This window comes from Polyangiaceae bacterium (assembly GCA_020633205.1).
Lineage (GTDB): Bacteria > Myxococcota_A > Polyangia > Polyangiales > Polyangiaceae > JAHBVY01.
Genome location: JACKEB010000010.1, coordinates 1,575,918 through 1,599,342, shown reverse-complemented (window position 1 = coordinate 1,599,342; position 23,425 = coordinate 1,575,918). Strand labels below are relative to the sequence as shown.

Below are 23,425 nucleotides of genomic sequence, written 5' to 3'. Positions count from 1 at the left end.
CAGGGCTTTCACCAGGTGTGGCGGAACCTGCTCCCGCGGAACCGTGTGCGCGTGATCCAATCGGTGGTCGCACGCGTGGACGTGGACGAGCCGAACGGCGATGTGGAGATCGCGCTCCAGCCCTGGGTGGGCGAGGCGCTCAAGGGAGATGGCCGTGCCGCGTAGGATCCGGGGACGCGACTCCGACGCGGTGGTGGTCCGCGCGAAGCTCAAGCCGCGACCCAAACCTGCGAAGGCTGCAGATCCACCCGGAACGTGCCGACGCCCCGCGTACGTTGCGCGGCTGTTGGCCCTCGCGCATCAGCTGCGTGGTGTGCTCGAGCGCGGCGAGGTGAGCGGCGTCGGAGAACTCGCGCGGCGACTCGGCGTGTCGCAGCCGCGGGTGACCCAGATCTTGAACCTCACCTACCTGAGCCCGGCGATCCAGGCGTACGTCGTGTCGCTGGAGGCTGCGGACGGGGTCGAGCCGATGACGGAGCGGCCGCTGAGGGAGGCGGTGAAGAGCGTGGGATGGTGGGGGCAGCGATACAAGAGTGAGTTAGCAGGAGCCCAGATCCACCCGGATCACCTCTCGACGCGCGGCTATCCAAGCATCCGGCTATCCGATCGGCTCCATTGAAGCGTGCATAGGGCGCCTGGCGAAGTCCGTTCGTTGGCGAGTCGGACATTGTCTGTCTTGCCTTCATTCAATTCTGACACGGGCTGTGGGTTCCGAAGTATGCTGATACGAATAGCTCGCGGACGGAGGTACGGCACGTGTTGAACCTTGGTACCAAGAAGGCAGCCCTCGCCCGGTTGAGGCAGGCAGCGGAGCGGCATGAAGCGGAAGTGTCGGAGACCACCCAGGCCGCAATCGAGCTGCACGGACTGCGCTGTGAATCGGTCGAGCTTATCGTCCAGGTGGAGAACTTGGTGAATCGCCTTGCGAACGCACCAAAGGAGTTCGAGCGGGTCATCTCAGAGGTACGCGTCGAAGTGAGTCACTTCAACGACACCGTAGAGAGGCTCCATGTTGAAGGCAGCCGCGTGGAGCGGGTCAGCGGCGGAACGGCGGCTAGCGGCATCGCGGCGGGCGTGGGCGTGGCGGCATTCGGTCCGACGGCTGCCATGGCCGTAGCTACGACATGGGGTACCGCGAGCACAGGCACCGCGATAGCCGCGCTCTCCGGTGCTGCGCAAACCAGCGCAGCGCTAGCGTGGCTTGGAGGCGGAGCCACGGCAGCCGGTGGGGGTGGTATGGCCGCCGGACAGGCCTTCCTGGCGCTGGCTGGTCCCGTTGGGTGGACGATTGGTGGCGTCGCAATAGCCGGCGGCGTTGCGCTGACTCACGTGCGCAACGGGCGCATCGCGAAAGAGGCGACTGATGAGGCGGAGCGTATCGAAGGCGAAGTTCGTGCACTTGGCGCGTTGCGAACGGAAATCGGCGAACTCTCTGCTCTCACGCAGGAGCACACCGACGGCTCTCAAGCGCAACTGCGTGAGATGAGCCCAGCGCCAGACGACTACCTCCTTTTCACGCTAGATCAGAAGGCACAACTCGCGGCGCTCATTAACAATATTCGTACGCTCGGCAAGCTGTTGAATCGGCAGGTGTCTGATGCCTGATAACATTCCCGACGAGCCGCATCTCACCGCTCAGGCCGCCGCAGCCTTTGTTGCGCAGGAACAGGCTCAACGCGCCGCTACGCTGCAGACACAAACCGGCGATCTTCACCGCCTCGCGGATCTTTGGTCAAAGGACTACGCGGATGCGACCACCGAGCTTCAGAAGGTCGTCGAGTTCGTGAAGAACCCTCAGGGGATCCTCGGGAATCCTGGAACCAAGCATGGCGAGGTAGCCGAGCAGGTCGAGGTGGCTGTGCGGAACGCACGCGACTACATGGCCCACCTCAAGCCGAGTGCCGCCATCGACGTCGTGCATCGCACCGGGCCCGTCGACTACGTGATTGATGGCGTTGACGTGCAGTCGAAATTCATCAATGGCACGCGCAACACCCTCGACCACATCCTAGATCACGCGCACAAGTATGAAGCGTTCGACGGCGTCTACCACATCCCCCGCGACCAATACGCCGAGGCCTTGAGTGTTCGCGCCGGAGAGAGCACCGAGCTCGGGACACGAGCACAGCAGGCGCTACTCCGAAAGATCTCCGAGGTTGAGGCAAGCACTGGCCGACCCTTCGAAGAGGTCGTGCGACCCGGCGTCTCAAGCTACCGGGATGTTCAGTTGGGCCCGCGTGCGGTGCTGGGTCCGAATGCTCCCGAAGGGCCGGTGCACGATACGATGCGCCGTCACCAAGAGGAGGTCGACCGCTCGCGCAGGGCTCAGCAGCAAGACCTCCGCGATCGTGACGCCGCGAACCGTGCAGCCGCCGAGCCTTCGCTCGCCGGCGCGGCGCAAGCCGCGGCTATGGGAGCCGCTGCGGGAGCGGGCGTGCAGCTGGCCACAGGCATCTATGCGAAGCTGAGGCAGGGCAAGAACCCACTTCGAGGGGACTTCACACGACAAGACTGGGCAGATCTTGGCGTGGGGGCCACCAAGGGCGCCGTATCGGGTGGAGTCAGTGCCGCGGGGATCTACACCCTGACCAACTGCACTGACCTCGCAGCGCCCTTCGCTGGCGCCGTGGTGAGTTCAGCCCTTGCGCTGAACAAGGTCAGGGCTCGCTACCACGCCGGGGAAATCGACTTCGACGAGTTTGTCGATCTGGGGCAGCTCGTATGCGCGGAGGGAGCCATTGTCGGGCTAACGACGGCGATTGGGCAGACAGTGATCCCGTTGCCGATACTCGGTGCGTTGGTCGGCGCTGCGGCGGGTCGCCTGATGGTTAGCGTGTACTCCTCGTACCTCGGCGAGGATGAGAAGCGCCTCACCGCCGCACTAGAGAAGCGGTTCGACCATGCGGTTCAAAGGTTGGACGCGTCGCTCCTGGTTAGGCTCGAAAGTCTGATCGCGGAGTATGAGCGCCTTGGCGTTCTCACCACCGCCGCGTTCGACCCGACCCTGAACGCCCAGCTGCGGCTTTCCGTAAGCGTCAGACTTGCCCAAGCCCACGGCGTTGCTGAGGCTGAGATCATCAAGAACGAGGACGACCTGGACGTGTTCATGCGCTCGTGAGGGAGGTTGTATGATTGACGTATCGCTGATCCTGAGTGACTTCGACGGCCCGACGTATCTCAATGCGCTGATTGCCGTTGCCCAAGTCGACGGCGTGAAACCCGAAGAAGAAGCGTTTATCAATGGGCAAGCTGAGGCTATGGGTTTGCCCTTACCAGACTTGGCAACGCCGGCGGACGTCGCAGCGAGCGCGGTCGCGTCCACCGTCACGAAGCGCATCATCGTTAGGGACTGTATCGTGTTGGCGTCCGTCGATGGCAGCTACACTGAGAACGAGCGCAAGCGCATCTTCGACGTCGCTCGTCACCTCGACGTTTCCGACGCGCTGGTTGAGCGGATGGAGCGTTGGGTGACGGACTACACTCGGATCCTCGAGGAGGGGCAGGCGATCCTATCGGAATAGCGGGCGTAAGTTCCGCAGCCGTTGGCCTTCGTGCACCAGCAGGGGGACGTGCTCGACCGCGTGCGGCGAGCGGTTGAGGGAAGCACTAGAGTCGTCGTGCTAGCTCCAGGTAACGACAGAACGCGTTCGCGAGCTGCATCTGCCGTGGTGTTCTGCATTCGGGTTCGAACAGTCTGGGGCTTGCAACGAGGATGCACGCGCAACGTGCCCGAGACGTGGCGACGTTGAACCGGTTGAGGCTGTAGAGGAACTCCATCCCCCGTGGGGCTTCGTCGGGGGTAGACGTGGCCATCGAATAGATGACGACCGGCGCCTCCTGCCCCTGGAATTTGTCAACGGTGCCAACTCGAGCGTCTGGAAGTCGCTCGCCAATCGCACTTACTTGGGCGTTGTACGGCGCGACGATCAGCACGTCCTTCGATTGAACGGGCCGCCGCCGACCCCTCTGGTCCTGCCATTCGACGGCACCGGTGAGTTGCTCCCAGAGCGCGGCAACTCTAGCCACCTCCTCGGTGGAGCAGCTCGAGTTCCCGTAGTGCTCCACCGAAGCGAAGAATAGTCCAGCGCCAACCAGAGCCTCGGGACCTTCAAGCACCTGCTTCGCAAGACTGTCACGCGAATGCAGGCGCCCTTCGTAGAACACCTCGGAGGTGAACGAACAAATCGAGGGACCGAGTCTCCACGTCTCGGGAAGAAACAGCCCGACGTCCGTCGCGATGGTCTTTCTGGAGCCTAGCAGATGATGCAGCGCAGAGGCTTCGGCGCCATCGGGATGCGAACCCTGAAGGGGTTGCTCGAGTTGCTGTGGGTCACCGAGCAGAACCACGCTCTTGGCTGCTTGCGCTACCGCAAGCACGTTGGCGAGCGACATCTGGCCTGCCTCGTCCACGAAGAGCACGTCTACGGCCTCGGACATCTCCTCCCTCGCCCAGAGCCACGAGGTGCCGGCGCCGACCTGCGCTTCGCCACTCGCGAGCTGGTCGACCACAGCCTTGTTGGTGCCGACCTCCCGAATGGGATCGCCGTCCCACTTCGCGGGCTTGTCCTTCACCTTCTGCGTGCAACGGATGAGAAGACGCTGCTGCTCGGCAATCTCCACGGCCTCGTCGAGAAGGTTGCGAATCACCTTGTGGCTCAGAGCGGTTATGCCGACCTTCTTACCGGCGCGCACCAGCTCGCAGATCATTCGAGCCCCAGTGAAGGTCTTTCCCGCACCCGGTGGCCCTTGAATCGCGAGGACCCCGCGGTCGAGCTCGAGTGCAACGCGCTTCGCAGCGTCCAGCGTCGATTCACCGTCACGGAGAAGCTGCGTTAACTCGATCGACGCCTCCCGCCGCGGCGCTCGCCGGAGCAGAAGGTCACGGCCTGCTCGAAACGCACCGTCGGCGTCCACGTCGTGGTTGGCTACCCAGCGGCCGAGTCGCAGCAGCGCGGCGGCCTGTTCCTCGGCGGGGATGACTCGGTGGACGAATACCGAAGACGGATGGGCGTCTGCCATCGCGCCGTTCTTCTTGATCTCGACGGTCCTCCCGACAACGTCGATCGACTCGACGGTCCCGACGTGGTCGCCGTCGCCGCCTCGCAGTGGGTCATCGTCACGAACGTCGCTGTCCTGCTGCGGAAAGCGATACTGATGCACCGGGCAGCGGTCGGTGCCGCCGACCCGGGCCACGAACTCCAGTCCCGCCAACGCCGAGCGCTCTTCGAGCAGCTCATCGTCGGAGAGGTCCACGAGGCGGAAGTACTCCCACCAGGGCGCCTTCTCTTCGCGGCGGTGCCATTCGAGCATGTGCGCGAGCAGCCACCGCGCTTGCTGAGCGGGGGTGCGCTCCGCGGCATCGTCGGGAACCCCGTCGAGGAGCCGGGCCATGACCACGCGTACCTCGGGCGGTTCCTCGTCGGCGGGCGCGACGTTTGGAACGGCGGGGCGCGGGATGTCTTCACCCGCTGCGACGAGACCCATTCTCAGGCTTTCCAGCCATTCGCGTAGACGAAGCGTCGAGACGCAGTCATCGCGGTTGTAGGCCTCCACCGAGTCTCGGAGTGCTCCTGTAATCCCCCCTGGCTGACCAAGCTCGAGCAAGCGTTCGACCGCGCGCAGCGCCTTCGATGCCTCCCGGAGATCTTCGTCTCGCGCGTAGGCGTAGAACTGCTCAAGGTCCTTGAGTGAGTACCTTTCCACGCTCGCGCGGACGGCTTGCTTAACCACCTTGTGCAGGTCAACGAAGGTCCCCACGCGCAAGAGTTCGTCGACCTCATCTTGGCGGGAACCAAACCTGCCCATGAGGCGCTTTAAGGCGGACGGCTCGTAGGGCGCGAAGTGGTACACGTGCATGGTCGGCCACTGGCGTCGCCGGGTCAGCACAGTGTCGACAAATCGTTCAAAGGCTTCGCGCTCGTCGCTACGTTGCACGGACCACACCTTGTGGTAGGCGGGGCGGTCGCTCTCAAGGGTGGCCCAGCCCAACAGGTACTCGAGTCCGCCATCCAGCGCGAATGGATCCCCCTCGATATCGAAGAACATGTCACCGCTCGACGGCTCCGGGAGCAGAGCCAATCCGCGGTCGGCAGTGCGCGACAGTAGTTCGAAGACAGGCCCTCCGCTCACCCGCGCTTCGAGTTGCACTCGGGCCTGCTCGCGCGCCCGCTCGTAGCTAGCACGGGCTCCCCGGCGTGGTCGCTGTTGAATGGGAAGTGGTAGCGCCGCCAGAGCCGAGAGAGTGTCGACACCCCATTCTTCAAGTTCCTGCCGTTGACCGCGAGAAATGCCAGCAACCAACGAAAGATGGTCATCGGCGCGACGCCGTTGGTCACAGACACGCCACCACCGGCAGGTCTCACACCGCGGAACGGGTTCTGGATAGGTTTGCCTCTCATTCGCCTCGACCGCCCTCTCTAGGTCGGCCTTCACAAAGCGAACGTAGGCGACGAAATCGGTGACACGGAAACTCTCTGCCGTGAAGTCGTTTCCGGGGGAGACCACGTGCATCAGTTCGGGCTGATTCCCCTGCAATCTGGCCACCATTTCCGAGTAACGCACGAGCTGAAGGATCGTTCCGCCACGCGTCTCTCTCGCCAGTTTGGTATCCACCACCTCGTACGAGTGCGAGCCCAACTTGCTCGGGCGCTGTACCCGTCGAAGGATGTCAGCACGACCAACCCATCGGCCATCCTCCAGAAAGGGTTGGACGATCACGTCATGCCCGCTCCGCATCGCCGCGATGGTGGTCTCAACACCAGCGGGTTGATCTGCGGCTGTTGCGTCAAAGACCGACAAGCCCTGGGTTTGTAGAAAATGGATGTACGTGGTTTCCAGTTCGAGCCCGCGCGCTCGAAGTGTTTCCAGGAGGGGGTCCCTCCAGGCGGGATGTGAGATTTCTCCGCACACCGCCTGGCGGTTGAGTCGTGTTAGGTGCTGGCATCCTACGTGGTTGGCTAGGTCAGTCGCCGACAACCCTATCTCGGTGCCCAGAATCCGCATGGTCGCTCCGCTGGAGTGCGAGATGAAGACGTAGGGCTAGCCTCGTTGAAACCAAGCCCTCACGTAGGCTAGCCGAAATTCGCGTCTTTCGCTGGCTTTGGAGAGCGACCGCAGTGATAGGCTCACGCTACTCTCGGCTGATCTCGTTCACCGGGGAGCATGAACTGCGTGCCGAGAGAGACCGTCTGTGCCCGAGATTTCAAGAGCTGACGCCTTTCCGACACGGCAGGCGGACTCGCCTGTGCCTTCTGGGTTTGCCTTCCGATGCAGGGCAGGTCGCTCCGCTCGCCATAGAATCCATGGGGAAATGAGTCGCGCCGCATGACAACATTCTTTCAGAGCAAGTACTGGGCGACCCAACTCTCGTTGAAGGGACCGTCGGGGTCCCTCGGGCAACTATCGCGTTCGATCTCGAACGCACGGGTTGACCTCAACCCGCACCAGGTAGACGCCGCGCTGTTCGCCGTCCGCTCGCCACTCTCCAAGGGCGTGGTGCTCGCCGACGAGGTGGGTCTCGGCAAGACGATCGAAGCGGGACTAGTGCTTGCCCAGCGCTGGGCTGAGCGACGTCGTCGGATCTTGATTATCGTGCCCGCCACCCTCCGCAAGCAGTGGGCTCAAGAGCTCGACGACAAGTTCCACATCCCGACGATCGTGCTGGAGTCCGCCAGCTTCAACCGCATCGTGAAGGCAGGCAAGACCAACCCGTTCGACCAGGAAGACCGCGTTGTCGTCTGCTCCTACCACTTCGCGGCCAACAAGTCGGACATCGTGGCGATGCACCCGTGGGACCTGGTGGTGATCGACGAGGCGCATCGCCTTCGCAACGTCTACAAGAAGAGCAACAAGTTGGCGCGGACGCTGCGGGACACCCTGCAAGCTAGTAGCAAGGTCCTGCTCACCGCGACGCCCCTGCAGAACACGCTGATGGAACTCTATGGCCTCGTGAGCTTCATCGACCCCCACATCTTCGGCGATGAACCCTCGTACCGTGACCAGTTCGTGCGGGTGGATGATGAAGGCCTGCGGAACGAGGACCTCCGTCGCCGACTAGCACCGGTCTGCCACCGCACGTTGCGCCGCCAGGTCCTCGAGTACATCAAGTTCACCCAGCGTATCCCGATCACCTGGGAGTTCTTCCCGACCGATGACGAACAACAGCTGTATGAGGAAGTTTCCGCGTATCTCCAGCGTGAGGCTCTCTTCGCCCTCCCGCGAGCCCAACGAAAGCTGATGACAATGGTGCTGCGCAAGCTCCTCGCGTCGTCGAGCTTTGCTATCGCTGGCACGTTGCGCAGCCTGATCAACCGCCTCGAAAAGCAGGTTCAGGAAATGCGTGATGCTGAGGACGTCGACGAGCTGGTTGCGGACTATGAGAGCTACGACGAGACGCGTGACGAGTGGGACGACAGCGGAGCCGACCTCGACGGGGACACCAGCTCGTCGTCGGCTGCCGAACGCGAGTTGTTGCAGGCCGAAATCGACGCGCTCAAGGGGTACCTCGCTCTGGCCGAAAGGATCTCCCACAACGCGAAGGGCAACGCACTGCTCGATGCCCTCTCAACCGCGTTCGGCAAGGCTGCCGAGCTGGGCGGCGCCCAAAAAGCAGTGGTCTTCACCGAGTCCCAGCGCACGCAGGCATACCTGTTCGAGCTGCTGGAACGCTTGGGGTACGAAGGCAAGGTTGTCATCCTAAACGGTACGAATGCGGACCAGCGGTCGAAGGACATCTACAAGGCTTGGCTGGCCCGTCACGGAGGTCAGGAGGTGGTCAGCGGCAGCCGACCGGTTGACGTCAAGGCAGCTATCGTCGAGGAGTTCCGTGAACGTGCCACCATCCTCGTCGCCACTGAGGCAGCTGCAGAAGGTGTGAACCTCCAGTTCTGCTCACTCGTAGTGAATTATGATCTCCCGTGGAACCCTCAACGTATCGAACAGCGCATCGGTCGTTGCCATCGCTATGGCCAGAGGCACGATGTCGTGGTGGTGAACTTCCTCAACAAGAAGAACGCCGCTGATGAGCGTGTGTACGAGCTGCTGGCGAAGAAGTTCCACCTCTTCGACGGTGTCTTCGGGTCCAGCGATGAGGTGCTTGGCGCCCTCGAATCCGGGGTAGACATCGAACGCCGCATCGCTGAGATTTACCAGGACTGCCGAACGCAGGAAGACATCGCATGGGCCTTCGCCAAGCTCCAGGCGGATCTTGACGACCAGATTCAGGACCGCCTTGCCCAAACGCGACAGGTCGTCCTGGATTACTTCGACGAAGAGGTTCATGACCGGCTTCGGGTGCACCGAGATGAGGCCCGAGCGGCACTCGACGAACGAGGGCGGCGACTGTTGGCACTTGCCAGAAGCGAGCTTGGTGCGGAGGCGACGTTCGAGGACGGCGCAGCACGCTTCCACTACCAGCCAAGTGGCGAGGCTCTTGCGCCAAGCGGTAGCTACTCGTTTGACTGGAAGGAGGCCGAAGAACGGGGAGGTCACTTCTTCCGTACGGATCACCCGCTGGCGCAGGCGCTCATTCAGCGTTCACTCGCGCGGCAGGTGAACGACGGCGAAGTAGTGTTCGACTACCAAGCCTACGGTGCGCCGGTCGCCATCCTTGCCGAACGCCTCGGTCAGAGTGGTTGGCTGCGAGCCACGAAGGTTACCGTCAAGTCCATCGAGGAGGAGGAGCATCTCCTCGTGGCCGCCATCGCGGACTCCGGTCTTCCTGCAGGTGTTGGTGCCGAGGCACTCGACGCCGAGTGGTGCGACCGTCTCCTCAATGTTCCCGGCAGGGCAGCAGGTGCGGCCACGGTCTCGGGCGAGGTTAGCGGCCAGCTCGACGATCTCCTCGCCCAGCAGCACGCGGCCAAGCTCGAAGAGATCGAGACGCGCAATGGGAAGTACTTCGAGGAAGAGGTCGACAAGCTCGATCGCTGGGCCGAGGACGTGAAGCTCACGCTGGAGCGCGAGCTCAAGGAGCTCGACGCCGAGATCCGGGCCGCCCGCAAGGACTCGAAGACGAAGGTCGTGCTTGCTGACAAGCTCGAAGCCCAGCGGCGGATCAAGACCCTAGAGCAGCGGCGCAACAGCAAGCGGCGCCAGCTCTTCGACGCCCAGGACGACGTCGACAAGAAGCGCACACAGCTCATCGAAGACATCGAGCGCCAGCTGAAGACCAGCGCCGAGCGCGAGACGCTCTTCACGATTCGGTGGGTGCTCCCCGAAGCCCCCAGCAACTGAGGACGCCCATGGCAGAGAAGAAACGCAGACTAGAGCTCACGTGGATCGGCAAGGATGAACGGCCGCGCCTCGAGCCCCGCATCCTCCTCGAAGACCACGAACTCTCGTATCACGCGCCAAAGCGCGTGACCGAGAAGGACATCTTCGACAACATGCTGATCCACGGGACAACCTCCTGGCTCTGAAGGCGCTGGAGCAGGACTTCGCCTCAAGGTGAAGTGCGTCTTTATCGACCCCCCTACAACACGGGCAGCGCGTTCGAGCAGTACGATGACGGCCTCGAACACTCGATCTGGCTGTCGCTCATGCGAGACCGTCTGGAGATCCTCCAGCGACTCCTTTCGGACAACGGAAGCTCGATCTGGATCTCGATCGACGACACAGAGGCCCACTACCTGAAAGTTCTCTGCGACGAGATCTTCGGGCGTGCGAACTTTGTTGCCAACATGGTCTGGGAGCGAAGAACGTCGCGCGAAAAATGAAGGGTCTTCTCGTTCAACCACGACCACATCCTTGTCTACGCCAAGAACAAGCCGCTCTTCGAACAGATCCGGAATCCGCTCCCGCTCAGCGCGAGGTCCTGGATAGATACAAGAACCCCGACAACGACCCGCGTGGCCCTGGCAGTCGGTGACACGGGACCGCCCAGAGCAGGACATGAGACGCCGTCCCAGTTCTCCGAACTACGAGCGCCCAGCAGTTGAAGGTTCACAACCCGCCGAAGGGTCGCTGCTGGCTCTACACAAAGAGACCTTCGAGACCACGCACGATCGCTGCCGGCAACATCTGGTTCGGCAAGACAGGAACAACGCCCCGCGAATCAAGAAGTTCCTTTCGGAGGTTCAGCAAAAGAGCGCGGGGTGTGCCAAAGACGCTTGGAAGCCATCGGACACGGGGACACCAACGACTCTGCGAAGCGCGATGATGCAGATGTTCGATGGCCATGTGGTCTTCGACACCCCCAAAAGCCGGAGAGCTCGCTCGCTCGCGGACTTCCAGATTGCGACCGAACCCCGGCGACTGGGTTCTCGATTCATTCGCTGGATCCGGAACCACGGGGCCGCGGTCGCGCACAAGATGGGGCGCCGATGGATCGGTGTCGAGCTCGGCGACCATGCAGCGACCGTATGCGTCCCGCGCATCAAAGTCGTTGATGGCGAAGATCCAGCGGGCGTCACTCCGGATTCGCCGGTTGGCAAGGCGGCGGTGGCTTTCGACCTACCGACTCGCGCCATCTCTTCTGAGAGAAACACAAGTGGGGCAACTGGGTTGTCAGCAAGGACTACCACCCGGAGATGCTCGCCGAGGCGATGTGCAAGCTCGAAGGCTTCCGCTACGAGCCAGACCCCGACGTCTTCTGGATCCACGGCAAGTCCACCGAGACCGACTTCATCTACATCACCACCCAGAACCTCAGCCGCGAGCAGCTCCGATTCATCAGCGACCAGGTCGGCACCGAGCGAACGCTCCTGATCTGCTGCGCCGCCTTCCGCGCCAAGCGGGACGAGTTCCCCAACCTCACCGTGAAGAAGATCCCGCAGGCGGTGCTCAGCCGCTGCGAGTGGGGGCGTGACGACTACAGCCTCAACGTCGACTCCCTGCCTCCGGTGCAGGTGGTCGAAGAGCAGCGGGCCGAGCCGGAGCCCGAGGCCGACGACGAGAAGAAGAACGGCAAGACCAACGGCAGCAAGAAGAAGACAACCACCACGCGGCGGCGCCGCAAGAAGGCTTCTGCGATGCAGGAGCTGCCCCTCTTTGCGGGGATCGAAGACGGAGGGAAGAGCAAATGAGCCGCCACGTGAACAGCATCAGCGGTCGTCTCAGCCTGCGCACGCCGCAGCGGAAGTCGCTGGAGATTCTCCACCGCGTGATGGAGATCGCCCAGCCTCACAAGAACGGCGACGTCTCGGAGGCGCTGTCCGTCATCCGCTCTGAGTTTTCGGCAGTCGAAGACTTCGAGAGATCTTTCCCCAGCCTATGCTTCGCTCTTGCCACCGGCGTAGGCAAGACCCGTTTGATGGGAGCGTTCATCGCCTACCTCCACCTGGAGCACGGCATCCGGCACTTCTTCGTGCTCGCGCCGAACCTCACCATCTACAACAAGCTCATCGCCGACTTCACGCCCAACACGTCGAAGTACGTCTTCCAGGGCATCGCCGAGTTCGCGGTCAAGGCGCCGGCGCTCGTCACGGGCGACAACTTCGAGCAGAAGCCCCAGACCCTCGATCTCTTCGAGCGCGACGACGTCGTCGTGAACGTCTTCAACATCGCGAAGTTCAACACGCGGTCAAAGGATGCCCGCAAGGCGTGGCGTCTCTCGGAGTTTCTCGGCCAGTCCTACTTCGAGTACCTCGCCGGGCTCGATGACCTCGTGCTGATCATGGACGAGGCCCATCGCTACCGGGCGGATTCGAGCCTGCAGTCCATCGAGGATCTCAAGCCCGTCCTGGGCCTCGAGCTCACGGCGACGCCTCAGATCGAGTCGGGGAGGTCTCCGAGCCGCTTCAAGAACGTCATCTTCGACTACCCACTCGCCAACGCCATGCACGACGGCTACGTGAAGGAGCCCGCTGTCGCTACGAGGGCCAACTTCAACCCGTCGACCATGACGCCGGCCGCGCTCGAGCGCCTCAAGCTCGAGGATGGCATCCGGGTCCACGAGGCCGCCAAGGTCGACCTCGACGTCTACGCCCAGCAGAACAACGTCCGCAAGGTGAAGCCGTTCATGCTGGTGATCGCCGCGGACACCCAGCACGCCGACGAGCTCGTGAAGCTCATCGAGGACGACTCGTTCTTCGAGGGCCGCTACCGCGGCAGGGTCATCCAGGTCCACTCCGGCCAGAAGGGTTCGGAGAAGGACGAGAACGTCGAGCGACTGCTGGCCGTCGAGCGTCCAGACGAGCCGACGGAGATCGTGGTCCACGTCAACATGCTCAAGGAGGGCTGGGACGTCACGAACCTCTACACCATCGTGCCGCTGCGCGCGGCGGACTCGCGAACCCTGGTGGAGCAGTCCATCGGCCGTGGTCTCCGTTTGCCGTATGGGCGGCGGACCGGCGTGCCCGCCGTCGATCGCCTGACCATCGTCGCCCACGACCGCTTCCAGGACATCGTCGACGAAGCCAAGAAGGGCGGCTACTCCTTCAGCACCGTCAACATCGGCGAGGACGTCCCGGAGACGCCGAAGCAGACTGTCGTCGTGGCTCCCGTGGTCGAGACGATGTTGGGCATCACGCACCCGGTCGAAGCCAGCAAACCGGGAGAGACCACCGCAGCTGGAACCGGAGACAAGGCGAGCCAGGTTGCTCAGCCAGAGCCCAAGTTCAAGACGCCCGACGAACAGGCTGCCGCGAAGCTGGCGCTCGAGGCAATCCGTAAGGTCACGCGCGACCCGAAGGCCGTGCCTGGGCCGAAAGCACTGCAAAGCGACGAGGTGCAGAAGCAGATTGTCGCCGAGGTGACCGACAAGCTGAACTCCGGGCAGCTCACGATGTACCCGACCATCGACGAGAAGAAGCTCGTGATGGTGGTGCGCGAGGCCACGGCCGTCTACGTCACGCACACCATCGCCATTCCCCGCGTCATCGTGTTGCCCAAGGGCGTGGTGCGTGCAGGATTCAACGAGTTCACGCTCGACCTCTCCTCGTTCCGCCTTCAGCCAGTGTCGAAGGAGATCTTGGTCCAGCACCTGACCAGCGACACGCGTGAGGTCATCGGCGCGCTCGAGGGCGGGCACGAAGAGGAGCGCCTGGAGGACTACGTCGTTCGTGGGCTCATCGACTTCGACGACGTCAGCTACGACGAGCAGGCAGACCTCCTCTACAACCTGGCAGGCCAGTTCATCGCCCATCTGCGCAGCTACCTGAAGGACGACGACGAGGTGCGGAACGTGCTGCTGTTCCACCAGCGGCAGATTTCGAATCTCATCCACACCCAGATGCAGCAGCACACCTGGGAAGAGGCTTCGTCCTACGAGGCCGTTGTGAGCCACGGCTTCTCCGAGGTTCGTTCCCAGGCTTTTGCTGCGTCTGCGGATGAATCGGTGCGCCCGTTCGACACGCCGATCAACAACAAGTCGGACATCCGCAAGATGCTCTTCGGCGGCTTCAAGAAGTGCCTCTACCCGACGCAGAAGTTCGACTCCGATCCCGAGCGCCGTTTCGCCGTGGTGCTGGAGAAGGACTCGGCGGTGAGCAAGTGGTTCAAGCCCGGCAAGGGCGTCTTCCAGATCCGCTACACCAGCGACAACGCCTACGAGCCGGATTTCGTTGTCGAGATGAAGACCGAGAAGCTGCTGTGTGAACCGAAGCGAGCGGACCAGATGCAGGACCCCGTGGTGCTCGCCAAGGCCCGCGCGGCGGCAGTCTGGTGCAAGCACGCCAGTGGCCACGAGAAGGACAACGGCGGGAAACCGTGGCGCTACCTCCTGATCCCGCACGACGCGATCGCCGACAACACGACCATCAAGGGCCTGACGGAGATGTACACGTTCCAGGCGCCAAAACAGGGCAAGTAAGCGATGCGCGTGAGCTCTACACCGCGGAACGGCCTGTCGCAGGAAGCCCTGTGACATGGAAGTCCAAGGTTGCTGCATCGATTCCGCGAGGAGCCAAGTTCTACCGGTGCGCGTTCCAGGTGAGTCCGGTGGGGGATCGCCGACACCCACCCCCCCATAACCCCCAGGTCACCCTCAGACCGCCTCTGAGCCCCCAGACAGTCTCAGACCGCCCCCAGAAGCGCCCCGTCCAGTCCTTGTTCACGCCGCCTAGCTGCGCACACAAAGAGCCCCTCAGACCAAACCAGCTTCAAAACGCTGGCGCACAAACGCAGAAACGCCCGCCAGGTTGATAACCCAGCGGGCGTCTTTGGTTCGCCTTTCGGCCTTAGTGGGCGCGGGTAGCCCGCCGCGGAGCGGCGGAGGTCGCCGAAGGCGACCCAAAGAAATCGAAATCCGACCCGCAAATGCGAAGAGGCCGGAAGCGTTAGCTTCCGGCCTCGAGCAAAGCGGTTGCGCGGGTAGGATTTGAACCTACGACCTTCGGGTTATGAGCCCGACGAGCTACCAGGCTGCTCCACCGCGCGTCAGAGGCCGGGAACATAGTCGCTGGGACGGTTCTGTCAAAGGCAATTGCGCAGGCCGGTACGAATCCTGGAAAAGGGGCGAAAATCGCGGAGTTTCAGGGGGTTAGGTTGCCGTGAGGGGCGCGAGGCCGGTTGGCGCGGTGGGTGGTGTGCGCTTGGAGGCCGGGCGCTGCTCCTCACCCCCAAACGAGCGGGGGGATGCTGGGGCGCTGGCGTCGGGTTTGGGGGCCGGTGCGCATTTTGATTTCCGAGAGGAAAATTACATAGGGACTGCCGCCGCTCAGCGCAGCACGATCACGCTGAGGTTCTCGGTCGCCTGGTGACAGATGGGCTCGCACTGCGGGCCGTTCGGTTGCACGTGCTGGTAATCTGGCTCGAACACCTTGTTGGCGACGCTGGTTCCGTCGCGCTGGATGGTGAGGCTCACGCGCTTCGGCGAGCCGCTGATGCGGACGCCTTCGATCGCTTTGCCTTCCGTGCAGCCGTAGAACGCGATGCCCGGTGCGGCGCAGTCTTGGCTACACGCCCAGGGCACGCTCGCGTTGCACTCGGAGGACGCGCCATCCACGTCGAACTTGAAGGTGTATTCGCCAGCGCCCCAACGGAGTGCATCCAGGCGGATCTGCAGTGCGTCTTCACAGCCGATCAGGCTGCACGCGGGCGCCGCGCTGTCTGGCGTGGGGGCTTGCGCGTCGCCGGGTGGGTTGGACGCGCAGCCCGTGAAGAGGGAAGCGGCAGTGAGCGTGACGAAGGGGACGAGGAGGCCGAGCTTGAGTGTGTTCATGTACGGAAAACGTCGCTCGGTCTCTCCCCTTGCGCTCACGTTTGCAATTTCTACGTTGAAACAGCGCGCGTCCACGGCGCAGCTCAGAGCTTCACGCCGGGCTGCGCCGTCCCGATGCTCATCTCGGCGGTTGCTTGATGGCAGATGGGCTCGCAGCCGGGGCCATTCGGCTGGGACTCGCGATACGTCGGCTCGAAGCTCTGGTTCACTAGCTCTGTGCCGTCGCGGCTGATGGTCACTGTGACTTGCTTTGGCGCGCCCTCGAACTGGATCTCGGCGAAGCCTTGTTGGTCGGGGGACATCGCGCAGCCTGACTCACCGATGAAGAAGCCTTTGGCTCCGGTGCAGGTGAGGCTCGGGCTTCCGTCGCAAGGCTTCAGGGGCAGGTTGCCGGTGCAGTCCGTGACGGCGCCGTCTGCCTCGATGTGGAAGCTGTAGCTGCCAGCTTCCCAGCTCTCTTTGTGCAAGTCGAGGTGGAAGCCATCGACGCAGCCAATTTCCGTGCAGATTTTGCCTTCCATGGGCGGGTTCGGCGGACCACTATTGCCAGGGTGAGCCGGGGAGGGGTTGCCGCTAGCGCAAGCGACTGCCAGGGGCAGCACGGCGACGGCACCGAGCAAGTAACGCAAGAACGACGGGCGGGGGGAGCGAGTGTGCATGGGGGTGAAACGCTAGCCCGACTCGGCGCTTACGCTGAGCGAAGTTATTCCATCCGCCCAAGCTGCAAACGCGAGCGCTCTCAGAGCTCCAAGCGGCTTCAGAGCTTCAGCGTTTCTTTCGCTTGGTGGCACGTCGGCTCGCAGTTGGGGCCGTTCGGCTGCGTCACGGTGTAGGTCGGCTTGAAGCTTTGCTCCGCGATTTGCACGTCGTCTCGCAGCACGGTCACCTTGACCTGCTTCGGGTGAGACTGGAAATGCACCTCGGAGAAGCTCTGCTTCTCCGCTTCAACACCACAGCCAGACTCGTAGACGGCTGCGTTCGGATCCCCGGTGCACTGCACGCTGCGGCCGATATTGCACGGCATCAGCGGGAACACTGACTTGCACAGCGTGTGCTTTCCATCTGCTTCCACACGGAATGCGTAGGACCCGACTTCCCATTTCGCCGTCTGAAACTCGATGCGCAGGCCATCGTCGCAACCTTTCTGGGTGCAGAGCTCCCCAGGCTTGGGAGTCGAGCGGCAACCGCCAGCGCTGAGCAGTAGCGGGGTGATCAGCAGTGCGGTGAGCAGCGCTCTTCCGAGCGCTCGGAACGGGTTTGGGGGTGAGGGGAGCGACTTCTTCATGCTTCAACCAACGCCAAAGGCTACGTGGGCTTTCGCCCTGGAGGCTCACTCTTTGAAGAAAAAGTGAGCAATCGCCGTAGGTTAGGTCGTTTGGTGGACGCCGGTTGGGGTGTTCGGCCCAGGTTGACAGAGACCGCGTGGCCCCTTACAACCTTCCGTAGCGTAACCCTCACCCATACGTAAGGGTTAGACGAGTCCCCTCAAAAGCGCTAAGCGGCGCCAATCCAATGTCCTCCCGCAAAGTTCGCCTTCAAGTCGCCCAGCCCCACGGAGAGCTCATCCCTCTCTCGGCGGCGAGTGACGTGGACGTCGCGCCGGAAGATCTGCTGCAGGTTGGGGAGCTAGCGAAGGCCGTCGGTAAGACGGTGCGCGCGATTCATCTGTATGAAGACATGGGGCTGATCCACGCCCATGAGCGGAGCGAAAAGGGACGCTACCGGCTGTTTGCGCCGGACATGCTCCAGCGCACCCGCTGGATCATCAAGCTCTCGAGCCTGGGGCTCAGCCTGAGTCAAATCCAAGAGCTGGTGCGTGAACACGAAGACGCCGATTCCGCACGGCTAAGCGCCAGCAAGCTGCGTCAGGTCTATGTCGACAAGCTGGCAGAGACCCGAGAAAAGATCCGCGAGCTGCGCGCCTTGGAGTCAGAGCTCCAGGCCAGCCTGCTCTACCTCAACACCTGTGACTCGGCGTGTGAACCCGCGCTGCCGGTCCACTCATGCACCGCCTGCGAGCGACACCCCGAAGCGCCTGAAGCGCCGGACCTCGTCGCAGGCCTCCACCTGAGCTGATTCGAGAAACCAAGACATGGCCCTCAAGTTCCCCATCTACATGGACAACCACGCGACCACTCCGATGGACCCGCGCGTGTTCGAAGCCATGAAGCCGTACTTCTTGGAGACGTTCGGCAACGCCGCGAGCCGCACCCACGCCTACGGCTGGACCGCCGAGGCCGCGGTGGACGACGCCCGCGAGACCATCGCGAAGATGATCGGCGCCTCGAGCGGCAAGGAAATCGTGTTCACCTCCGGCGCGACCGAGAGTGACAACCTCGCCATCAAGGGCGTCGCCCATTACTACCAGTCCAAGGGCAACCACATCATCACCAGCACCATCGAGCACAAGGCGGTGCTCGACAGCTGCAAGCGCTTGCAGAAGGAAGGCTTCGAGGTCACCTACGTGCCCGCTGGGCCTGACGGCGTGGTAGACCCCGAAGCAATCCGCGCGGCAATGACTGACAAGACCATCTTGGTCAGCATCATGCTCGCGAACAATGAGGTCGGCACCATCCAGCCCATCGCAGAGATCGGCAAGATCACCCGCGAAAAAGGCGTGCTCCTGCACTGCGACGCGGTGCAAGGTCTCGGCAAGACGCCCTTCGACGTCCAGGAAATGAATGTCGACCTCGCGAGCATCACCGCCCACAAGATCTACGGGCCCAAGGGCTGTGGCGCTCTCTACGTGCGGCGCAGCAAGCCCCGCGTGCGTTTGGTCGCGGAAATGGACGGCGGTGGCCACGAGCGCGGCATGCGCTCAGGCACCTTGAACGTGCCGGGCATCGTGGGTTTCGCCAAGGCGTGCAAGATCCTCATGGAGGAAGGCGCCCAGGAGAGCGTGCGCATCCAAGCGCTTCGCGATCGCCTACACAAGAAGATCACCGACGCCCTCGACGAGGTGGTGCTTAACGGCCACCCGGAGCGGCGCCTGTGCGGCAACTTGAACCTCTCGTTCTCCTTCGTGGAGGGCGAAGGCTTGATGATGGCGATCAAAGACGTAGCCGTCTCCAGCGGCTCCGCCTGCACCAGCGCGAGCCTCGAGCCGAGCTACGTGCTGCGCTCGATGGGCCTCGACGAAGAGCTCGCCCACTCGTCGATTCGCTTCGGCCTCGGGCGTTTCAACACGGAAGAGGAAGTGGACTACGTCGCCGACTTGGTGATCGGCAAGGTGCGCAAGCTGCGCGACATGTCGCCCCTCTACGAGATGCACAAGGAAGGCATCGACATCAAATCGATTGAATGGACCGCGCACTGATTTCGATCAGCGACCGGATTCGGAGAACAGAGCCATGGCATACAGCGACAAAGTCATCGAACACTACGAAAACCCCCGCAACGTCGGCACCCTGGACAAGGACGCCGAGAACGTTGGCACCGGCCTAGTTGGCGCACCCGCTTGCGGTGACGTGATGCGGCTGCAGATCCAGGTGAGCGACGACGGCGTGATCCAAGACGCCAAGTTCAAGACTTTCGGTTGCGGCTCGGCGATCGCCTCTTCATCCCTCGCTACCGAGTGGATCAAGGGCAAGACCATCGACGAAGCCTACGCCTTGAAGAACAGCCAGATCGCCGAGGAGCTGAACCTCCCCCCGGTGAAGATCCACTGCTCGGTGTTGGCGGAAGACGCCATCAAGAGCGCCATCGAAGACTTCAAGAAGAAGCGCGCCCAGAAGGCAGCGCTCGAGAGCTGACCATGACCGAAGCTGCAGTTGCCATGACGAGTGGAGCAGAGACCACGCCTCAGGTTGCACAGCCTGACTTGTCTCGGGCTCTGACCATCACCAGTGGGGCCGCTGACTTCGCCCGGCAGAAGCTCGCCACGCGCGGCACGCCGGACGCTGCAATCCGCCTGGGCATCAAGGGCGGCGGCTGCTCTGGCTTCAGCTACGTGATCGAGTTCTCCGACGATCCACCGCGGGATCGCGATCGCGTGCTGGAGGTCGACGGAGTGCGCTTCTACGTCGACAAGAAGAGCATGATCTACCTGATGGGCTCCGTGCTGGACTACGAACGCACGCTGATGTTCCAGGGCTTCAAGTTCAAGAACCCCCAAGAGGCTTCGCGCTGCGGCTGCGGGCACTCTTTCACGGTTCGCTGAGCGGGCCTGAGTTCCAACAGATCGAGCCGCCTCGGTTCCCTCGGGAATCGAGGCGTCTTTACGCCATGAACCCTTTTCAAGTTTTCGACATCGCGCCGAGCTTCGACCTCAACTTGAGCGAACTCGAAGGGCGCCACCGCGAGCTCTCCAAGGTCTTGCACCCGGATCGCTACGTTGGCGCGCCGTCGGGCGAGCGGCGCCAAGCCCTGGGCAAAGCCATCGAGGTGAACGAAGCCTGGCGCAAGCTGAAGGATCCAATCCAGCGCGCCGAGGCGCTGTGCGCGGTGCTCGGCATCGAGCGCAGCGAGTCCACGGAGCCAAAGGCAGACCCGATGCTCCTGATGGAAATGATGGAGCAGCGCGAGGCGCTCGGTGACGCCCGGCGCTCCAAGAACCTGGACGAGGTCGAGAAGCTAGCTTCAGCAATTACCGTGCGGCAGCGTGAAGTGCTGACGGAGCTGACCCGTCAGTTCGCCGCCCTCTCCCCCCAAAAATCCGACGCAAGCTCTGCGAGTGGAGCTGCAGGGGCAGCAGGGGGTGAGGTGCAGAGCAAGGTCAGCGAGACCGACCGCGAACAGCTGCTCAGAGAGCTGGGCAAGCTGAGATACTTCCGGCGTTTCCTCGATGAGGCGAACGCCATACTGGACGAGCTAGAGTAATGCTACTGGACATCTTCGACCCCAAGGCGCCGCCCAAAGCCATCGGCATCGATCTGGGGACCACCAACTCTGTCGTCGCTCACGTGCGCGATGGGCGGCCCGTGGCGCTGGTCAACTGCGACGGCACGGCGCTCCTCCCGAGCGTGGTCCACTATGGTCCGCGGGGAAACGTGATCGTGGGGCGCAACGCCCAGAGCTACGCCACGCGGGAGCCCGAGCGCACCATCATCAGCGTGAAGCGCTTCATGGGCCGCGCGGCGGACGACCCGCAGACGAAGACCCTCGGCGCCTACAAGTTCAAGACGCCGGAGAGCGAAGCCGATGGGCGCGTCGTGCGCTTCGACCTGGACGCCGACGGCAGCCGCACCCCGGTGGAGGTCAGCGCGGAGATCTTGAAGAGCCTGCGCCAGAGCGCGGTGGAGCAACTGAACGCCGTGGGCGGCGCAGTGATCACCGTACCTGCGTACTTCGATGATGCTCAGCGCCAGGCGACGAAGGACGCGGGCAAGCTCGCTGGGCTCGAGGTGCTCAGGCTGTTGAACGAGCCCACAGCTGCTGCGCTGGCGTACGGCCTGGAGAAGCAGCAAAACGGCGTGTTCGCGGTGTTCGACCTGGGCGGCGGCACCTTCGACGTGACCATCTTGCGGCTGGAAGATGGCGTGTTCCAGGTGATGAGCACTGGCGGCGATAGCGCCCTCGGCGGCGACGACATGGATCGCGCGCTGGCCCTCGAGCTGTTGCCGGCGATGGGCTTCGAGGCAGATCCTGACGGAAACACCACGGCGCCGCCCGAAATCATCAGTCTTGCCCTGGAGACGGCGCGCAAGGCAAAGCACGCCCTGACGGATGCTGACGAGGTAGTGCTCGAGCTGCCGAAGAAGGGCGGGCAAAACGTCGAGCACCGCATCACCCGCGCGCACTTCGAGGCGCTCATCGACCCGCTGTTGGTGCGCACCGGCAGGAGCTGTCGGCGGGCGCTGCGTGACGCAACACTGGAGGCGCACGAGGTCGACGGCGTGATCCTGGTTGGCGGCTCCACGCGGGTGCCGCGAGTGAAGCAGTTCGTCGCCGAGGTGTTCCACAAGGAGCCTCTTGGAGACATCGATCCCGACCTGGTGGTGGCCTACGGCGCCGCAGTGCAGGCTGACTTGCTAGCGAACGCCAGCGACGAAGTGCTGCTGCTCGATGTGTTGCCGCTTTCCCTGGGGATCGAGACGATGGGTGGCGGCGTAGACAAGATCTTGCCGCGCAACACCACCATCCCCGTTGGGGCGCGCAGCACCTTCACGACCTTCGCGGACAATCAGACTGGTTTTGAAGTGCACGTGGTGCAAGGTGAACGCGAACTGGCTGGCGACTGCCGCTCGCTTGCGCGCTTCACCCTGAAGGGCATTCCGCCGATGCCAGCAGGCATGGCGCGCCTCGAGGTGGAGTTTCACGTCGACGCGGACGGCCTCTTGCAGGTGCACGCGACGGAGCTGACGACCGGAATCGAGCAAACCGTCGAGGTGAAGCCGAGCTACGGTCTCACGGACGAGCAGGTCGAGGACATGCTGCTCGACGCGCTGGATCACGGCGAGGAAGACCTCGAGGCGCGGCGTCTGGCTGACGCGCGGGTCGAGGGCCAGCGCATCTTGCACGCCACGCAGAAGGCGCTGACGAGCGACACCGATCTCTTGAGTGACGCCGAGCGCACGAAGGTCGTGCAAGCGGTCGAAGACCTGGCGCAGGCAATCCAGTCCGCGAAGAAGGCGAGCTCGATTCAGCTCGCCATCGACAGCCTGGAAGACGTGACTCACGACTGGGCCGGGCGGCGCATGGATCGAGCAATCCGTGCGGCAACGCTTGGCAAGTCGCTCGGCGACGTGGAGAAGCGCGTGGAGAACGCGCGAGGTATCGAAGCCCACCTGGAGGAAAGCGCCGCGAAGCATGCTGAAGCCACGCGCGCGGCAGCTCATGGTGGAGTTTCAGTGAGCTTGGAGGAGCCCAAGGGCTAGCGACAGATGGCAAAGGTGCGATTCATCGATCAAGATCTCGAAGTCGAAGTGCCCGTGGGAACGAGCATCCTTCAGGCTTCGAAGCAGATTCACGCCCCAGAGGGCGACGCGTGTGGTGGTGTGTGCGCGTGCTCGACTTGCCACGTCTATGTGGAAGAAGGCGCGAACCTGCTGAGCGAAGCCGAAGAGGACGAAGAGGACATCCTGGACAAGGCGTTCGACGTGCGCATGACGTCGCGCCTCGGTTGCCAGGCCAAGATTGAGCGCGACGGTCTCATCGCGGTGCGCATCAGCCAGGAGAGCCTCGAGGCGTTCTATAACGAGCACCCGAACGAGCCGCGCCCCGCAGACTTGGCACTCAGAGGCGCTCCGCCGCAAAAGTAGTGTGAAGAGTTCACATCGCTGATCGGCGGGGAAAACCGCGGCTCTCGCAGGCACTGGGCGACGTGGCCGGTCGGCTTGGCACGGGAAGGCATTAAGACTTCCGGAGGCTGGCCGATCTGTTACCACG

Annotated in this window: 18 protein-coding genes, 1 tRNA gene and 1 pseudogene; 15 read left to right on the top strand and 5 right to left on the bottom strand. The window is 63.1% G+C overall.

Going from position 1 to position 23,425, the window contains the following annotated elements:
* Positions 1–154: 154 nt before the first annotated feature.
* The 4 genes from H6718_06745 to H6718_06730 all read left to right on the top strand — a co-directional run bounded on the left by H6718_06745 (position 155) and on the right by H6718_06730 (position 3,521).
* Entirely contained in the window at positions 155–619 is a 465-nt protein-coding gene (locus H6718_06745) for a hypothetical protein (GenBank protein MCB9585076.1), read from the top strand.
* 137 nt (positions 620–756) lie between these two features.
* Complete coding sequence (locus H6718_06740) at positions 757–1,605, top strand: hypothetical protein (GenBank protein MCB9585075.1); 849 nt, start codon at positions 757–759, stop codon at positions 1,603–1,605.
* A complete protein-coding gene (locus tag H6718_06735; GenBank protein MCB9585074.1) occupies positions 1,598–3,118 on the top strand; it encodes a hypothetical protein in 1,521 nt (506 codons plus the stop codon). The genes H6718_06740 and H6718_06735 overlap by 8 nt, the downstream gene beginning before the upstream one ends.
* Before the next feature lie 10 nt (positions 3,119–3,128).
* Positions 3,129–3,521, top strand: coding sequence for a hypothetical protein (locus H6718_06730; GenBank protein ID MCB9585073.1), 393 nt, complete (start codon positions 3,129–3,131; stop codon positions 3,519–3,521).
* 85 nt (positions 3,522–3,606) lie between these two features.
* Here H6718_06730 and H6718_06725 read toward each other — a convergent pair whose 3' ends face one another.
* Entirely contained in the window at positions 3,607–7,002 is a 3,396-nt protein-coding gene (locus H6718_06725) for a TM0106 family RecB-like putative nuclease (GenBank protein MCB9585072.1), read from the bottom strand.
* A 321-nt stretch (positions 7,003–7,323) separates the two neighbouring features.
* On the opposite strand from H6718_06725, the gene H6718_06720 reads away from it, so the two are divergent.
* The 4 genes and pseudogenes from H6718_06720 to H6718_06705 all read left to right on the top strand — a co-directional run bounded on the left by H6718_06720 (position 7,324) and on the right by H6718_06705 (position 14,749).
* Positions 7,324–10,233 (top strand): DEAD/DEAH box helicase, encoded by a 2,910-nt coding sequence (locus H6718_06720; GenBank protein ID MCB9585071.1) that lies wholly within the window; start codon positions 7,324–7,326, stop codon positions 10,231–10,233.
* A gap of 8 nt (positions 10,234–10,241) precedes the next feature.
* Positions 10,242–10,715: pseudogene (locus tag H6718_06715) on the top strand (site-specific DNA-methyltransferase).
* Positions 10,716–11,528: 813 nt separating this feature from the next.
* Positions 11,529–12,023, top strand: a complete 495-nt coding sequence (locus H6718_06710) for a hypothetical protein (GenBank protein ID MCB9585070.1) — start codon at positions 11,529–11,531, stop codon at positions 12,021–12,023.
* Positions 12,020–14,749 carry a DEAD/DEAH box helicase family protein gene (locus H6718_06705; GenBank protein MCB9585069.1) on the top strand — a complete coding sequence of 910 codons (2,730 nt, stop codon included), beginning with the start codon at positions 12,020–12,022 and terminating at the stop codon, positions 14,747–14,749. The genes H6718_06710 and H6718_06705 overlap by 4 nt, the downstream gene beginning before the upstream one ends.
* Positions 14,750–15,241: 492 nt before the next feature.
* On the opposite strand, the gene H6718_06700 is transcribed toward H6718_06705, so the two are convergent.
* The 4 genes from H6718_06700 to H6718_06685 form a co-directional block, all read right to left on the bottom strand.
* Positions 15,242–15,315 (bottom strand) — tRNA-Met (locus H6718_06700).
* A 280-nt stretch (positions 15,316–15,595) separates the two neighbouring features.
* Positions 15,596–16,138 (bottom strand): hypothetical protein, encoded by a 543-nt coding sequence (locus H6718_06695; GenBank protein ID MCB9585068.1) that lies wholly within the window; start codon positions 16,136–16,138, stop codon positions 15,596–15,598.
* A gap of 44 nt (positions 16,139–16,182) precedes the next feature.
* Complete coding sequence (locus H6718_06690; GenBank protein ID MCB9585067.1) at positions 16,183–16,758, bottom strand: hypothetical protein; 576 nt, start codon at positions 16,756–16,758, stop codon at positions 16,183–16,185.
* A 98-nt stretch (positions 16,759–16,856) separates the two neighbouring features.
* Positions 16,857–17,384: a hypothetical protein gene (locus H6718_06685; protein ID MCB9585066.1), complete on the bottom strand. Its 528-nt coding sequence runs from the start codon at positions 17,382–17,384 to the stop codon at positions 16,857–16,859.
* Between the two features lie 227 nt (positions 17,385–17,611).
* Here H6718_06685 and H6718_06680 point away from each other — a divergent pair, with 227 nt between their 5' ends.
* From H6718_06680 to H6718_06650, 7 genes are all read left to right on the top strand, one after another.
* Positions 17,612–18,175, top strand: coding sequence for a MerR family transcriptional regulator (locus H6718_06680; GenBank protein ID MCB9585065.1), 564 nt, complete (start codon positions 17,612–17,614; stop codon positions 18,173–18,175).
* Positions 18,176–18,191: 16 nt separating this feature from the next.
* Positions 18,192–19,415, top strand: a complete 1,224-nt coding sequence (locus tag H6718_06675; protein ID MCB9585064.1) for an IscS subfamily cysteine desulfurase — start codon at positions 18,192–18,194, stop codon at positions 19,413–19,415.
* A 34-nt stretch (positions 19,416–19,449) separates the two neighbouring features.
* Positions 19,450–19,851, top strand: coding sequence for a Fe-S cluster assembly scaffold IscU (gene iscU / locus H6718_06670; GenBank protein MCB9585063.1), 402 nt, complete (start codon positions 19,450–19,452; stop codon positions 19,849–19,851).
* A 2-nt stretch (positions 19,852–19,853) separates the two neighbouring features.
* Positions 19,854–20,258, top strand: a complete 405-nt coding sequence (locus tag H6718_06665) for an iron-sulfur cluster assembly accessory protein (GenBank protein ID MCB9585062.1) — start codon at positions 19,854–19,856, stop codon at positions 20,256–20,258.
* Between the two features lie 65 nt (positions 20,259–20,323).
* Positions 20,324–20,917, top strand: a complete 594-nt coding sequence (hscB, locus tag H6718_06660) for a Fe-S protein assembly co-chaperone HscB (protein ID MCB9585061.1) — start codon at positions 20,324–20,326, stop codon at positions 20,915–20,917.
* Complete coding sequence (hscA, locus tag H6718_06655) at positions 20,917–22,914, top strand: Fe-S protein assembly chaperone HscA (protein MCB9585060.1); 1,998 nt, start codon at positions 20,917–20,919, stop codon at positions 22,912–22,914. The genes hscB and hscA overlap by 1 nt, the downstream gene beginning before the upstream one ends.
* A 6-nt stretch (positions 22,915–22,920) precedes the next feature.
* Positions 22,921–23,298 carry a 2Fe-2S iron-sulfur cluster binding domain-containing protein gene (locus tag H6718_06650; protein MCB9585059.1) on the top strand — a complete coding sequence of 126 codons (378 nt, stop codon included), beginning with the start codon at positions 22,921–22,923 and terminating at the stop codon, positions 23,296–23,298.
* The last annotated feature ends 127 nt before the right edge of the window (positions 23,299–23,425 follow it).